At 53.3% G+C, this 16,239-nt stretch carries 2 protein-coding genes and 1 pseudogene; all 3 read right to left on the reverse strand.

Translation table 11 applies throughout. The annotated features are described in order from the left end of the window. Positions 1–18: 18 nt before the first annotated feature. A complete protein-coding gene (locus tag HPY31_RS29330; protein WP_483297070.1) occupies positions 19–6,966 on the reverse strand; it encodes a type I polyketide synthase in 6,948 nt (2,315 codons plus the stop codon). Positions 6,967–6,996: 30 nt separating this feature from the next. Next, a pseudogene (locus tag HPY31_RS29335) lies at positions 6,997–10,434 on the reverse strand (beta-ketoacyl synthase N-terminal-like domain-containing protein); the annotation flags it as partial. Beyond that, on the reverse strand, positions 10,416–16,238 hold the full coding sequence (locus HPY31_RS23745; RefSeq protein WP_172142712.1) for an SDR family NAD(P)-dependent oxidoreductase: 5,823 nt from the start codon (positions 16,236–16,238) through the stop codon (positions 10,416–10,418). The pseudogene HPY31_RS29335 and the gene HPY31_RS23745, both read right to left, overlap by 19 nt. Between the last annotated feature and the right edge of the window lies 1 nt (position 16,239).

A 16,239-nucleotide genomic window follows, 5' to 3' on the forward strand; every position in this document is an offset into this window, starting at 1 on the left:
CCCCTAAGCCCGATGGGGTTATTTGGGTTTAGTTCCGCCCCAGAATGATTTCGGACTGTTGACCTTCCGCTCTTCCGCTTTCATTTTCCATATATTCGTTCGGTTCTTGACCTTCTGGGAATCAGACGATGATACGCTGATCTGTTTTTTGTTTTCCTGCCATTCTACCGGCCAAGGCAATGGCTTCCGTATGGCGTCGCCTGAGCGCTCTTCCTGCCAAGATTCTAAAACTGCATGAACATTGGTGCCTCCGTCGCCAAAACAGTTTATCGCCGCTGTTCGAACCGATTCACTCCAGTTCTTCGTTTCTCGGTGAAAGAAAAACGGGGACGCTTCCAAATCAAAATGCTGCATCGGCTGCTCGCCCGATAAAAACGGTACAAACTGGTCATGATCGAGCATCAGCACAACCTTAATGAAGCTCGCAATCCCTTCGGCGCTTAACGGATGACCGATATTGGGTTTGATGGAGCCCAATGCAATAGCGTCATTTCCACCGTTGCCATAAACCTGCTGAATCGTCTTGAGCTCCAATAAATCGGTTACTTCCGAGCCTGAGCCGTTCGTTTCGATATAAGAGACGTCAGACGGCTTTCTACCGCTCTTCTTTAAGGCAGCGAGCATGACGTCCTTCTGCGCCTGCATATTTGGAGCCGTCGGCCCCGCTGTTCTCCCATCGTTATTTACGGCGATTCCCTTGATAACGGCGTAGATGCGGTCTCCGTCAGCCAGCGCCTGCTTCACTGTTTTTAACAGGACAACGCCGGCGCCTTCACTGAGTACAACGCCATCAGCCCTGCCGTCAAAGACGTGAAATGTCGAGCTTTTGCTCAAAATGCCGCGCTGACCGAATAGTTTGTGCGAGAAGTCGCTGTTCAGCAGGCTGACCCCTCCCACCAATGCGGACACCGTATCCCCGCTCCGCAGGCTTTGAATGGCCATGCTCATCCCGGTCAAGGCAGAGGAACAGGCCGTATCGATCACCATGCTAGGACCCCTTAGGTCAAAGAAACGGGATATATTAGCAGCCAAGTAATTTTGGCCGACCGCGACGATCGGATTTCTCGTTTGAAGGAGCAGTTCCTCGCCCGGCCAATACTGGGTTCTGGCACCGATATAAACGCCAACGTCCTTTCCTTTTACGTCCGCACGGTTATATCCTGCGTGATGAAGCGCTTTTACACTTTCCTCCAAGATGAGCAACGCCTGCGGGTCCATCGCTCTGGCATCCTCATCCGGAATATGAAAGAACGACGGATCGGCATGGCGAAGCTCATCCAGCAGCCCTGCATAATAAGGATCGGCGCTCCCCCATCGTTCCTTCGGGACCAGCCGTATCGCGCTTCGGCCTTCCGTAAGCAGCGACCAATAATGGGTCAAGTCCATTGCTCCCGGAAATCGGCAGGACATCCCGACGACAGCAATATCCTCCTCGCCGATTCGTTCCTGATGAATGGGCTGACGGGAGAGCTCCGCTACAGGCATGGAAGGAGCATCGCTAAAATCATGAATTGGCATTGACTGTTCATGCTCCTGGCACTCCTGGCTTTCAGACAGCAACGCCCGGGTCAGCGGCTCGCCGTATGAGGCAGTCAGCCAATCTGCGAGCGACTGAATGGTCGTATGCTCGTAAAGCACCGATGGATCGATATCCTTGCCTACGGTGCGGCTTATTGTCCGAATTAATTGCGCCAATATGATCGAGTCTGCACCATAATCCTGAATCGGTATGGTAAGCTCCAGTTTGGATCGTTCAAGCTTCAATTCTGCTGCAAATAAATCCAACAGCCATGAACGTACGGCTCCCGGCAACGATGCTTGTGACTCCAAGCGCACTTCCGATGGACCGGAAGCGGGAGCCTGCGTGGTGAGGCTACTTTCAAGCCGCCGCATAAGCAGACGCTCCGGCTGCCATTTGTCAGGTTGAACGACAGCAGGCAGAACAACCGCTCCCGGCAGATTTGCAATCATATAATCGAGTAATCTCAGCCCTTCCCGATCGGTCAGGCTGTCCATACCGGTGGCAAGGAAGGCGTCGCTTTGCACCTCGCCCATACCCGATTCTTTCCAGCTTGGCCACTGAATGCTGATTATGGGCTCTTGATTCGCATGAGCCTGCGCGAAATAATCCATAAACGAATTGGCCATCGCATAATCGCTTTGTCCCGCAGCCAGTGATGGAACAGCCGCCGATACGGACGAGAATAGAGCAAAGAAGGCAAGCGGCTCATCCTTGAAACATTCCCATACGGACATTAAGCCTTCCACTTTCGGCTCCAATACCTGCCGTATAACAGAGGTTGGCTTGTGAACAAAAGCCGGATACTCCCGATCGCCGACGCCCGCGCAATGGATCACGCCTCCTGCCGGTCCCCATTCCTCTCGAATATCAAGAAGCGCCTGCTTTAGTGAACCGGTATCCGTTAGCGGGATGGCGAGCGTTCGCACGTCAGCCCCTATCTCCTCCAATTCCTTGATCAAACGGATCTTATTGGCCATTGGTGAAGTCTGGACCGCCTCGTATTCCCATTCTTCCCGGGGAGGTAACGCTTCTTTCCCAAGCAGGACCAGCCTTTTCACGCCCATGGTTTCAACGTAATGGCGTGCACACAATGCGCCTATTCCTCGCGTTCCGCCGGTAATCCACAACACTTGCCCCTCCGGCCACGAAAGCGGCTTGGCACTCTGTGCCGTCTTTTGCTCCCGCAGGCATGCGCGGTAACGCACAGATTTGCGGTAACAAATTTCCGGCCACTCGCTGTTACAATTCAGTTCCGCAATCAATTGTTCCGCCCAGTCTTTACCATTATCCGAAGCATCCAGATCGACATGCCTAGAATGAATATTGGCGTATTCGCTTTGCAGCATACGGTATAGTCCGGCTATACAAGCTCCGGATAATCGCATAGCATCGCTGCGGAATCGCTCAAGACCTTTCGTTACGCCGATCAATTTGATCCCTTTTCTTCGTCTTACGTCTATTAGTCGCTGGAGCCAAGGCAGTCCTTCCAGGCTCCGATCCACTTCGCTGCTGCAGCCTAAAAGGTCGATGCAAGCATCGAAATCCATCTCCTCGATCTCTCCCGCTGTCATCTCATCGAGTTGGCGAGACTGAAGGACGACAGCGCCGGGAAGCCGGGATTTAAGTTCCATCGCAAGCTCGCGGGTTCCATCCTCAATAACGATAGCGACTTTACCTGGCGGCTCACCGTCGGTCGATGCCTGCTCCTCTATCCATTCTTTGCAGAGCAAACGTGTCGTATCGGGCTTAAGGGAGTCTGCGGTAGCACTGCTTGAGGCCTCAAGCGGTGCGTCTGGCACCCAATAGTGGTCCCGAGCGAACGGATATACCGGCAAATGGATACGACTTTGCCTCTCATCCCCGAATAATAAATCCCCGTCCAGGCTATAGCCTTGGCAGTATAATTCGGCCAGCGCGATCAATGCTCCCCGGTATTCACTCGAAGCCTTGTCCATAGACTGGATTTTATGAAGCCATTCGGCCCTTTCCTGCTCCTTCGCATTGTCGGCTTTAAACATCCGTTCTACTTGTCCGAACAAAATGTGCGGGCTAGACCGCTTCTCAGCCGCAGCCACCCAGGCTTCTACCGCTTCCTCCTTGCTGGAGACAACGATTACACAGCGATAAGCAAACGGCTGTCTGCCTTCGAGAAGCGTGCGGCAAATTTGTGATAATTCCACCAATGCAGGCTGGCTCGCCATGTAATGTCGCATATCTTCTATTCTCCGCAAAAGCGCATCCTCACTCTTTGCTGAAAGGGGAAGCATATAATACGCTTTTTGACCGGAATAGCTGCTGTGCCGCTTCTCGTTGTAGCTCTGAAGGACGAAATGGGCATTTGTACCGCTCATGCCGAACGCACTTACGGCACCGGTTAACGGCGCGCCTGAGCTGGAACGCCATGGCCTCGGCTCGCGGTTCACATAGAACGGGCTTCCTTCAAAGCGAATATAATCGTTTTCCTTCTCTATATGAAGACTTGCCGGTATCGTCTCATGTCGGAACGCTTGGACGAGATTAACGAGGCTGACCAGGCCTGAAGCTGCGAAGCTATGACCAAAATTCGTTTTGGGAGAGGTTAACGCGCATGTACTTTCGTTCATCGCTGCCCCTTTAAACGCTTCCTGAAGCGCGTGGATTTCGACAGGATCGCCCAGCTTTGTACCCGTTCCATGCGTAACGATATACTCAATCTGCTTCGGATTCACGCCGGCCTGCTCGTACACCGAACGGATGAGGCGGGCCTGTGCTGCCGCATTCGGCGCCGTAATTCCGTTCGTTTTGCCATCATAATTGATGCCGCTACCGCGGATGACAGCATAAATCGGATCGCCATCTTTCTTTGCCAAAGATAATCTTTTCATCACGACGGCCACGACCGCCTCGCCCGGTACCATACCGTTCGCCCGGTTGTCAAAGGCATAGCATTTGCCGTCCGGTGAGAGCATGCCCGCTTCCCTCATCCCGTTCAAATACAACGGCGTCAACATAAGGTTAACACCGGCGGCGATAGCCGTGTCGCATTCACGGTTGCGAAGGCTGACACATGCTTGATGGGCGGCGACCAGCCCGGAGGAACAAGCGGTATTGATTGACATAACAGGTCCGCTCAGGTTAAGGAAGTACGACAGGCGGGATGCCAGAATCGCATTGTTCGTGGAGGTCACATTGCCTGCCCCTTTCGCGATAAACTGGTAATCGCCATCCTCGGCTCCGACAAATACGCCGATATTTCCTTCCCGCAGCTGCTTGCTCCCGTATCCTGCATCCTCCAGCGCTCGCATCGACTCCTGCAATAACAGCCGCTGCCTTGGGTCCATCAGCTCCGCCTCGCGCGGAGAGATTTCAAAGAAGGCAGGATCGAACTCGCTGACGCCTGGCACCCATCCGCACGTCCAGTTCTCCCTGTTCATGAGAGTGCTTCGTTCTTCTGGCATCGGCTGAACCACATCGCGGCCTTCCCGGAGAATACGCCACATGTCTTCAACCGAACGAGCCTCAGGAAACCGTCCACTCATGCCGATAATCGCGATGGGCTCCGGAAATGGATGGCTTTGCGTTTCAACCGAAGCGGCGGGTTCTTCAATCGCTTTAGATGGCTCCGTATGAACGGATTCCGGAGCAACTGCTTCCTGATGAACACCCAATACACTGTCAGGACGAACCTCATATCTGTCCTTGTAAAACCCGGTCAGGTCGTCACGATGCTCCCGCAAGTAAAAATGGATAAGCTTCTCCACCGTCGGATAGGAGAAGAAGACGGCTGGCGTAAGATCAATACGGTAATGCTTGGTCAGCGATGAAGCCAGCTCGGCAAAGCTGATGGAATTGAAGCCGAAATCGGAAAAATACTGTTCCTTGTCGATCCGGTCAATCGGGATCGCGACTATTCGACTGATGTGTGCCTTCAGGTCTTCCTCCAGCAGCTGCTCTACATTCAGCTCGGCACGTTCTACCCGCTTCGCGATTGATGCCAACGGCGCTGCCAACGGCGCTGCCTTCACCGGCCTTACCTTTTCCTGTTCAGCTGCCGGCTCCAGACCTAGAGAGCGGCGGACGCTCTCCCGATTCCCAACCATCACAAGATGAGTGGGCTCATCCTGTGCTAACAGAAGCTCAAGCAACGCGATCCCCTGCTCGGCTTCCAAGGCACGTAGACCGCTTGCTTGAAGATACATTTCCGTCATAGCCGGATCCCCGACACTCATGCCACCATCCTTCCACAGCGGCCACTGAATAGAAACAATCGACCCGCCATGTCGTCGATCTCCCATGCGAAGGCGGGAAGACCGCTCCGCGTAGGCGGTCATGAACCGGTTACCGACAGCGTAATCGCACGATCCAAAATCGCCCAGTACAGCAGATATCGAAGAGAAGTAAGCAACAAAATCAAGCTCGCGTTCTTCTTGAAGCAGCTCATCAAGCAAGAGCGTGCCGGTAATCTTCGGTTGTATGACTTCGTGGAATTGCTCTATTTGCTTCTCCAGAATGCTACGGCCGCTTTCCATACCAGCTGCATGGATAACGCCGTTTATGCTTCCCGATAAAGCAGCCCGAGCTTCAGCTAGTCCTTGCTTCATGGCGTCATAGTCACACACGTCCGCTTGGATCGCGAATACAGTGGCGCCTGCCGCTTCAAGCTTTTTCATCATCGATCTTTTGTGAGCATCAATGGATGACCGACCTGTCAGGATAAGCTTGGCCTGATACGTTTTGGCCAAATGCTCCGCAACGACCATGCCGATTCCGCCGAAGCCACCTGTTATGAGATAAATGCCGCCCCGGCGGAATTTGGTCGCTTTCGGCAGAAGCCGGGTTTCGCGCACGGAACAAACATGCCGCTCTCCCCCTGTATATAAAGAGCTTCGCACCTTGTCCTGTCCAAGCTCCATCCACAACGACTCCCAAAGATTGCGACCCGAACTACGTTCCGCCTGAAAACCGTCCGTAAAGAGATGAACAGACATCCGCACATCCTTCATAAGCGGGCCGATCGAGCGCTCAAAGCCGATCCAAGACTCCGCATGGCAGCGTTCGATATCCGTGGAACACATCGCCGCGGCCAGCAGCCTGGTCGACGTAAGACCGGAGGCATGCATCCCTTGGATGAGCGCAGTTAGTTCGTCCGTCATTTGCGCTGAAGGCGCTGTCTCCAAAGGCCATAAAAACAGAATGGCTTCTACCGCCACTGTCTGGTTGACGGCCGCCAGCACCCGTTCGAAGCCGGATGAATCCCACTTCTCTATGGAATGCGGCCATGTATTCAACGCCTCGCCCTCGTACCGTGACACAAAAACCAACTTCGTCTTCGGACTTAAGTGGTTAACGGCTTCCGTCAGCTCTAGTTGACGGTGCGAATCCGAAAGGAAGCAAACAACCGTCCGCGGCTGTTCGCGCAGCACTTCCTTCCATTCAGCCGGCTGCCACGTTTCTTGAAACGTCATCCCTTCAAAAGGGACCTTAACCGCATCCGGTTCAGAAGCAGCGAGCCAATAGCGTTCCTTAGCAAACGGATAAGTCGGCAGGCTCACCCTGCGCGGAGGTTTACCGCCGTAAAGCTTCTGCCAATCGATTTCGAGCCCTTTCGTCCAAAGATCAAGCAGCTTGCCGTACTTTCCCTTGGCAAACCAGGCATCAATCGCCGTCTGCATATCATCGTCCGCAGCCAGTGCTTGAAACGAATTTCTTCCCCGCTTAACCTGTCCGCGATAAATACCGGGGCCGGCGCCAAACATCCTGTACTGCTCCAACTTTTCCTTTAGCTCCGCAATTGACGCTGCGGTGAAGGCTAAACGTTCCTCCATCGCCTGCCGACCAATCTGAAGCGTATACGCAATATTTGCAAGCTCCTCATTCCGCCATGTCCTTGCCCCGATGGCTTCAGTGAACTGGCGGACGTTTGCTTCCAGACGCTCCTCATTCATCGCGGAAAAAACGATGATGGAAGCGTGCTGTGCCAAATCCGGACGGTCTTCGGCCTTCTCTGTGAACTCTTGGACGACAAGATGGGCATTCGCTCCTCCGGCACCGAAGGAGGATATGCCGGCGATACGGGGATGCGTGATTGTTTCCCCGTTCAAGACGACGACGGGCCGTTTCCATTCCGTCAACCGCTGCTGCACCGCAAAAGGCGTCCGCTCGAAGGCGATATTCGGGTTCACTTCGTCCGCGTGCAAAGTCGGCGCAAGCTGCCCATGCTTCATTTGCATCAGCACCTTGGTCAATCCCGCTATACCAGCCGCGCTTTCACAGTGGCCGATATTCGATTTAACGGATCCAATCGAACAATAGCCATGTTCTCCGGCCAGCGGCGAGAATGCTCGCGTCAGCCCCTCGACTTCAATCGGGTCACCCAGCTCCGTTCCAGTACCATGAGCTTCGATATAGCTCACGGCACCCGGATGTACGCCAGACCGCTTTAATGCGTCTTGGATCAGCTGCGCTTGAGCGGAAGCGCTGGGTACCGTATAGCCGTTCGTCCGGCCGCCGGCATTCAGCATACTTCCTTTTATGATGCCGTAAATATGATCGCCGTCCGCTATCGCCGCATGCAATGGCTTGAGGACAACCGCGCCTACACCCTCTCCATCGACGAATCCGTCGGCTTGTGCACCGAAGGATTTGCATTGATCACCAGAGGAGAGCATGTTCATCGAAGTTAGCCTCTTGTAGTGGACGGGATCTACAATCAAATTAACGCCGCCTGCAATCGCGCATTCGCTGGTACCGGAATAGATACTCTCGAGCGCAAGGTGGATCGCAGTGAGCGAGGAGGAACATGCCGTATCGACAGCCAGGCTCGGCCCCTGAAAATTCATAAGATAAGATAGCCGGTTTGCAATGGACCAGAAATTCGCCCCAGTCGAATAATTGCCGTTCATCACCCCGACAAAAACACCAACCTTCCCGGAACGGCTTAAACGTTCAGGGGTATAACCTGCATCCTCTATACTCGCATAAGCGGTTTCCAAAAAAATCCGCTCTTGTGGATCCATTCGTGCGGCTTCCTTCGGCGCGATCTGAAAGAATAGCGGGTCGAATTTGTCGATATCGTCCAGGAATCCGCCCCATTTGCTATAGACAGCGCCCTCCTTGCCCCGCTCTTCGTCGTAGTAGAGTCTCCAATCCCACCGGTCGGATGGGATTTCGGTAATGCAATTTGCTCCGTGTTTAAGGTTTTCCCAGAACTGTTCTACATTCCGTGCCCCCGGATAACGTCCGGACAAGCCGATGATGGCGACATCCTGTTTGCCTGCCGCTTCGCTCTGTGACATTTCGATGACCGGTTGCTGTTCGTTGATCGGCTCAATGGCTGCCGGTTCCCTATGACGATCTGGCGCTAGATTGCTATCGGGCACTTCTTGCGTATCAAAAATGGAGCTGCCTACTGCCTGTCTCTCCATTCCCGTGAAGCGAAGCATCTCCTCTGGATGGGCTTGCAGCAAATAATCGGTTAGCGCATTAATCGTTGAGTGCTCGAAAAATAGCGTACTGTTTATTTGGGCGAAATGAGGCCGGAGTGCTTCCGTAAGCTGTACGACCAGAATCGAATCGATTCCGTATGTCTCTAGTGACACGTATGTTTCCATGCGCTGGTATGGAATTTTCAGCGTTTCGCTGATGAGCGCCTTCAGTCGTTCTCTGCCCGTCTCGCGGAGCAACTCCTGGCTTTGTTCATCCTTTTTGGCGGGCAGCGTTGTAGGAGCAATCGGCTTCTGCTCGGGTTGTTCTTCTGCAGCGTTATCCGATGCATCCTCTTGACTGCGTATCCGGATTACACCGTCGCTTTCGGCTGCTATAATCTGCTGTCCAAGACCGTGTGAATGCTCAGCAGGGAAAAACACATCGAGGAAGCCCTCCTCCTCCAACAGCGAACGCCACGAATTGGGTGTCAAACCCGGTGATCCCGGCATTCGAAGCTCTTGATCCTCATACAGCCACCAGCCTTCAAGCAGACCGAACGTCAGATGGATGAAAAGATTGCTGCTGCTCATTTCATTGAGGAGCAGCAGACCGCTGTGCTTCAGGATCGTCTTGACGTTACGGATCGTTGTCTTCATATTTCGAGTTGCATGCAGCACATTGGTTGCAATCGCAAGATCGAATGCGCCTTCCTCGAAGCCCTGCACCTCCGCTGGCTTCTGGGCATCATATAGACGATAGGTCAAAAACGGGTAATGTGGTCCGTACTCATGCTGGGCATGAAGTAAAAACGCTTGAGAAATATCCGTATAGCAGTATTCTGCAATATGCTCCTGCAGCGGTTTAAGTCCGGCCAGCACCCGTGCGCTTGTTCCGCCCGTTCCTGCACCGATTTCCAAAATGCGCAAGCGGACAGCAGGATCTTCTTGAACCCGTTCCTTCATAAACGCAAGCGTAAGATCCGAAACGATCTTGTTGAAGTAATCCGCGATGTGATTGTTTTTGTAGACACCCTCGACAAGCGTCATCGATCCGTTCGGGAAAATAATATCCGTAGCGGCCGTATTTCCGCACAGCACCTGTGGAAGTGCTCGGAGTGCAGCGTCGACAAGGATCATTTGCGCGCCGGAATCCGGGTGATCCCTCCACTGCTCCAAATGCCGATCCCAATGAGCCCAGACGTCTGCATGGTCTTCTTTCCGATTCGGATCGACGACGTATTCGCCGACACCCTCCGATATAAAACCATAACGAAGCAAATAATCGATACTAGTCTCCAACCATCTGTCGTAAAGCCGAGATTGGCCAAGCAATCCGGCCAGCCCCTCCTTGGATTGCCGCTCTCGGTTAAAGAAGCCGGCAGCTTGCAGCTGCACCCAAAGAAGCTTGACCAGAACCTCTTCTTCCAGGCGTTTTACATCTCGTATGCTCTCCTCTATACCGTTCACCTGACCGCTCCTTTCGTCCATTGCTATATACCCGGCTTCCATCTTATATCTGCGATCCTATCTGCCAGCTCCCGGAAACTCCGGTGCCGGATGACCAACTCCGGCGTTACATCTAATCCGAGCCGTTGATTCAGCATTTCCGTGAGTAAACTCATCTTAACCGGATCAAGGCCGTATTCCGCTAATTCCGCGTCGGGTTCTATGTCCTGTTCGTCGACCTTCAAGAACATCGCTGCCGCTTCCCTCACGAGAGACAATACCTCTGCCCGCTGCTTCGCATCCGGGATGCTTCCCGTCTCTTCCTCTAAAGGTCTTGCTGCAGACGAGAGGGCTTGAAAGGGAGCCGGAGCGAAGACACTTCTGATCCTGCTGAGGACTGATCCGAAGCGTTCAGGTAGAACCGCTATATGCTGGTCTGCAGCTGTTTCCTCTATATGCAGTGGCTTGGTCGTTTTAACGAAGCACAGTTGATTCACCTTCCCAGCAAGCAGTCTTTCCACGACGTCCATGGCTTCGTCCGGCTCGATGGACCCCATTCCGATCCGTGCCATTTTCTCACGGAGAGCATCGGATGAAACCGTCCCCACACTTCCCCAATACCCCCAATTGATCGTCTTGACGGCACAAGACCATTCGGAGGCGAGCTTCGCTGCGAAAGCGTCGCTAAATGTACACCCAGCTGTGTAATTGCTCTGACCAGGCGATTTCAGAAACGAATTAAAAGATGAAAAGAACAAAACAAAGTCCAACTGCTCACGATCAAATACTTGAGCTGTTCTTACAGCTGTGCCGTTTTTGGCTGCATACCCCGCTTCAAACCGCTGCTCGTCCATTTTTGCCAAACTTTGATCGAGCAGGACGATCGCGGAGTGAACAATGCCATGAATACGCGTATACCGCGACTTTATCGTCTCATAGGCCTGCTGGAGCGATGCCAAATTTGCCGCATCGGCCTGGATATAGGCTGGCGCAGGTCCAAGATCCCCTAACCTTGCGATCTTAACCCGAATGGCTTCATCCATCTCTCTGCGGCCAATCCACACGATTTGTGCTTGATAGGTACGGATCATATACTCGGTCCATACCTCACCAATGCCTCCGGCTCCCCCGATGACGACATAAACGCCACCGTGCCGGTAAGCGGTACGCTTCATCGGCAAGCTTTTGACAGGAACCAGCATTTGCTTGTACCAACCGCCTTTTCGGTAGCCCCATGCGTTTCCCTTGGCATCCCTTGGCAGCGATGGCAGAACGTCCAACGGCAGTTCATCCTTCATGCCTATGTCTAACAGTCGCACGCTCCAGCTCGGATATTCCTTCGCCATCGATCCGACCAACCCATGGACACCAGCATGTGCAAAGCCAGATGTTTCGCCTGCAAGAATCGGCTGAGCCTCCACGGTGATGATGGACCAGTGCAAGGGCCTCGACCCGAAGCCGATTTCGAGCAGTGACTTTATGAGCCTAAAAAGCTGGAGTACCCCATCCTGTTGTTCACTGATCATACCTTCGTCCCGCACGGTTTGAATCGGATGAACTGGCGAAATCCATATAATATGCTTCAGATCGTTATAGTTGCTCAGCTTCTGAGCCATATCCTCAATCGAAGCTTCGGCTCCAAACGACAGCGGCTGAGCCGCGGGATACCTGTGGTTGATTTGGTTTATTTGCTCTGGCGTTCCGCCGATCACGATGTCGGCATCCGGAAAATGCTGTAGGGCTGGCGCTTCGTTGAATGCGGCAAGTTCCCAGGTAGGAAGCAGCAGCAATCCATCAGGTAATCGGTGGGAACCATCCGTGTCGGCTTGATGGGGGGTAAAGCTCCAGGCCCCTGATTTCCCCGCACTCTTGGTTGCTATTCCCCGCATGGCTGCACAAACATGGCCTTCCTCGTCACACAAATCGATATCGAAGACGCGCAACGAATCTCCTGAAGCTTCTGCTTTCCTTATGCGAGTGACCGCCCACATCACTGAAGTACAAGGACGGTAGACAGTAAGCTCCTGAATCGCAAATGGCACATAGGGCCCATTTGCACAAGCGTCGATTTGGCGTCCATGATTGTGCAGGGCGAAGCCGATTGTGGACTGAGCGGCAGCGTCGAGCAATACCGGATTGCATCCAATCCGCTGCATCTCGTCACTCATGGCGGCCGGCAAATGAATCTTAGCGATCGCACAATCTTCGCCGATTTCAATCGTCTTTACTGCTCTATAACCTGGACCATATGCAATTCCCATATTTTCGAAAGCACCGTAGCACGTTTCCGAATCCAGCATTGCGACTGAGCATTGGGCGCGAATGGCATGCACGTCCAGCTGAGGAGGGGCAGAAGCCGCATGAATAATAGCTGTCCCTTTGCTATAAATCGGGCCTTCATCCGCATCAGATTTCGAAGGTTCTGCCAGCATACAAAATGAAACTTGGTTGCCGCCTTCCTGCGTTAAGGATACATGAATGTGTTCGGCCGTCGCTTTCGCAATAAAAGGCCGCAGCCATACCACATTTTCCAGCGTAATGGCCTTTCCCTTATCCACGTAATCGGTCGCAAGCTCGACTGCAGCGCGGGCCATCTCAAGGAAGGCCATTCCTGGCATGATAGACTGTCCAAAGACAACATGGTCTCTCAGCAGCGTCTCCTCATTTGTAAAAGAAGCGCTGAACTGAGTCTTCCCTAACACCGACGTATTTCTGTGCACAAGCGGATGAAGACGCTCAGTCAAAATTTTCGTATGGAGCGGGTCCTGGTCCGAAGCCTTTGCTTCAAGCCAGTACCGCTCTTTCGCAAACGGATAGGTCGGCATGTGGATGCGCTTCCCTTCGTTCACCAAAGGCAGCGCTTGTAAGCCCTGCACCCACTTCTTTGCGGTATCGGCAAGCTTTACCTCTTGAGAGGAACCGGTCTCATGCTCCGATGGCAGTTCTTCGCTTGATGCGATTGGATTCCTTATTTGCTTTCTGTTTACTTTCCCAGTCCATACAAAAGAAGAAGGTCTCCGCAGCAAATGGTCCTCCAATGCCTGCAGCAGTTCCTTCCTCGTGTTTGCCGTGAACGCCGCACGGACATCCATTTCTTCCCTCCCCGCTTGCAGCGTCAACGCCACATCTGACAAACAGATGTCTGTTTCCCGCAGAAGGAAGGCTTTAAGGGATGCGACAGCGTCGTCCAGCTGATCTTCGGTCTTGGCCGATACCGGGAATAATAGCGGTTGATCCATAGGTGGAGCCGAATGTCCGGGCGATTCCGGATTGTATTCCTCAATGACCATATAGGCGTTGGTTCCGCTAAACCCGAAGGAACTGACGGAGGCCCGTCGAATGTCGGATTCGATCTCCCACTTCTTCAATGATGTGTTTATAAAGAAGGGGCTTCCATCAAGACGGATATGCTCATTCAAGGAATCGAAATGGATGGTTGGCGGCAGCATACGGTGCTTCAGCGACTGTACGACCTTGATGACGCCAGATACGCCGGATGCCGCGAGCAAATGACCGATATTGCTCTTAATGGAACCGAGTGCGCAGTAGCCCTTCTTGTCCGTATATGCGGCGAACGATGCCGTAAGGGCTTCGACCTCGATCGGATCGCCGAGCTTTGTTCCTGTACCATGTGCTTCGACAAGCGAAATGGTCTCCGGGTTAATGCCGAATTTATCAAAGACAGATTTCTCCAGCTCTTCCTGTGAAGCAGCGCTGGGGGCTGTAATTCCGTTTGTCTTCCCGTCCTGATTAATACCCCAGCCGCGTATGACGGCATGAATCGGATCTTTGTCGCGGACCGCGTCGGACAGCCTCTTAAGCAGCAGCACGCCCGTACCTTCCCCCGGAACGAATCCGTTCGCCCTGTTATCAAACGTATAGCAGTGCCCATCCTTGGACAGCATCCCGGATTTGCTCGTCATAATATGCATAGCCGGTCCGCTCATGACATTAACGCCGCCGGCCAACGCCATGTCGCAATTGTCCAGGAGCAAACTGTTGCAGGCTTCCGAAATCGCGACAAGCGAGGAGGAGCAAGCGGTGTCGATCGCCATGCAGGGACCCTTCAAATTCAGCAGGTAGGAGATGCGTGCGCTTAAAATGGAAACCGAGGTCCCCATCAAATTTTGCGCATGGAGCTCTTCTCCACTCTCCATACGTCCGTAATCGCCGGTGCCACATCCGGCAAAGACCCCGCAGCGGCTACCGGACAAGTCGGACGGACGCAGTCCGGCATTCTCGATGCATGACCAGCTGTTCGCCAGGAATAGCCGCTGCTGCGGATCCATGTATTCCGCTTCCACAGGCGATATTTGGAAAAATAACGGATCAAATTTGTCCGCATCCTCCAAGACGCCCATCCATTTCGAATATGTTTTGCCCGGCTTCTTTGGATCGGGATCGTAGTATCTCTCAAGAGACCAGCGTTCCGCAGGAATCTCGGATACGCAATCTTCCCCTTTGCAAATGTTGTCCCATAATTCATCAATAGTAGCGGCCTTGGGGAATTGGCCTGACATCCCGATGATGGCAATGCCATCCAGAGCGGGCGATTTTCGACTTTTCTCCTTGGGCATATCTTCCTGGCTACGGACGACCACTTGTGCACTGTGCAATCCAAAGGATTCCTGCCTCTGACTTTTCTGCCTTTGCATCCGCTCGATCAGCTCGTCGGTCTGGTCCGTCATGTCCTCCGCCGTACGGCTTATGACGACTTTGCCAATATGCTGTCCGCGGCTGACATATTCAAGCGCCTCTTGAATTCGCTGAAAGGGGTAAACCCTTGACACAATGGGTACGATTTTCTGTGTTTGAAGCAGGTCAACCATCACATGGAGCAATTCCTTGTTAAATCCCTTTTGGGCACTTAACCGCCGTAAATCAATGCTATGAATTGTTTGGTTATGTACAAGTCCGGAAAGATCCAGATTTCCACTCGTCTTCAGCGCATGCACGGCCAGCTCCAGGTAGCGGCCTGAAGGGGCCAAACAATTCAAGCCCTTCTGAATCGCATCCCCGGACAGCATATTCAGTACAACATCAACCCCGCGACCATTGGTTAAAGAGGCGATTTCCCGATCAAAGGGCGAGGCGTTGTAATGGATCGCCGCAGCAACGCCAAGCCTATCAAGCAGGGCGAGCTTATCGGCTTTGCTGCTCGTGCCGTAAATCTTGCAGCCTTTCAAATTCGCCAGCTGCAGGGCGATAAGGCCGCAGCCTCCTGTCGCCGTCTGAATGAGCACCTGCTCGCCTTGCGCAAGCTTCCCTGTCTCGAAAGCGTGATAGACTGTGGAGAAAACAACAGGCAAACTGCACCCTTCTTCAAACGTTATGTTGGCAGGCTTCCGGACGGCATTAGCGGCGGCAACATTCACTTCGCTGGCATGGCCGCCCAGCTGCCTGCCTGTAAGAGCGATGACCTCATCGCCGATCTGGAACTCCTCTACGCCTTTGCCAATGCATGTGACGATTCCGGCTACTTCAAACCCCGGCACGAATGGATAATCGGGCATCGTCGGGTATAGCCCGTTTACGCACATGAGGTCTGGAAAATTAACTGCCGATGCCATGACTTGTATCGTCATTTCACCAAAGCCGGGCTCTGACACAGACCATGGCCGCAAAGAAACCTCGCTGATGTGATGAACGTTCGACACAACCAGGCCAGCAGAATCCGATTTCGCTGACTGCCGGCTGTCGACTTTCAATCCCGCCGTCTCCCGTTCCGAACTGCGGGAATCAGCATGGTCTGCTGGAGACGGGATTTTCCTCACGTCGGTAGCCTTCAGCTCCATAATTCGACGCTTGGCATCTTCAGAACTAACCTCTCCCGCTTGCAAAGCGCGAAGTATCTCTTGAATATTCACC

The organism is Brevibacillus sp. HB1.3 (assembly GCF_013186635.1).
GTDB lineage: Bacteria > Bacillota > Bacilli > Brevibacillales > Brevibacillaceae > Brevibacillus > Brevibacillus brevis_D.

Coding starts and splice junctions, on each gene's coding strand:
- HPY31_RS29330 (WP_483297070.1), bottom strand. CDS start 6,966: ATGACGTTTCAAGAAACGTGGCAGCCGGCTGAATGGAAGGAAGTGCTG.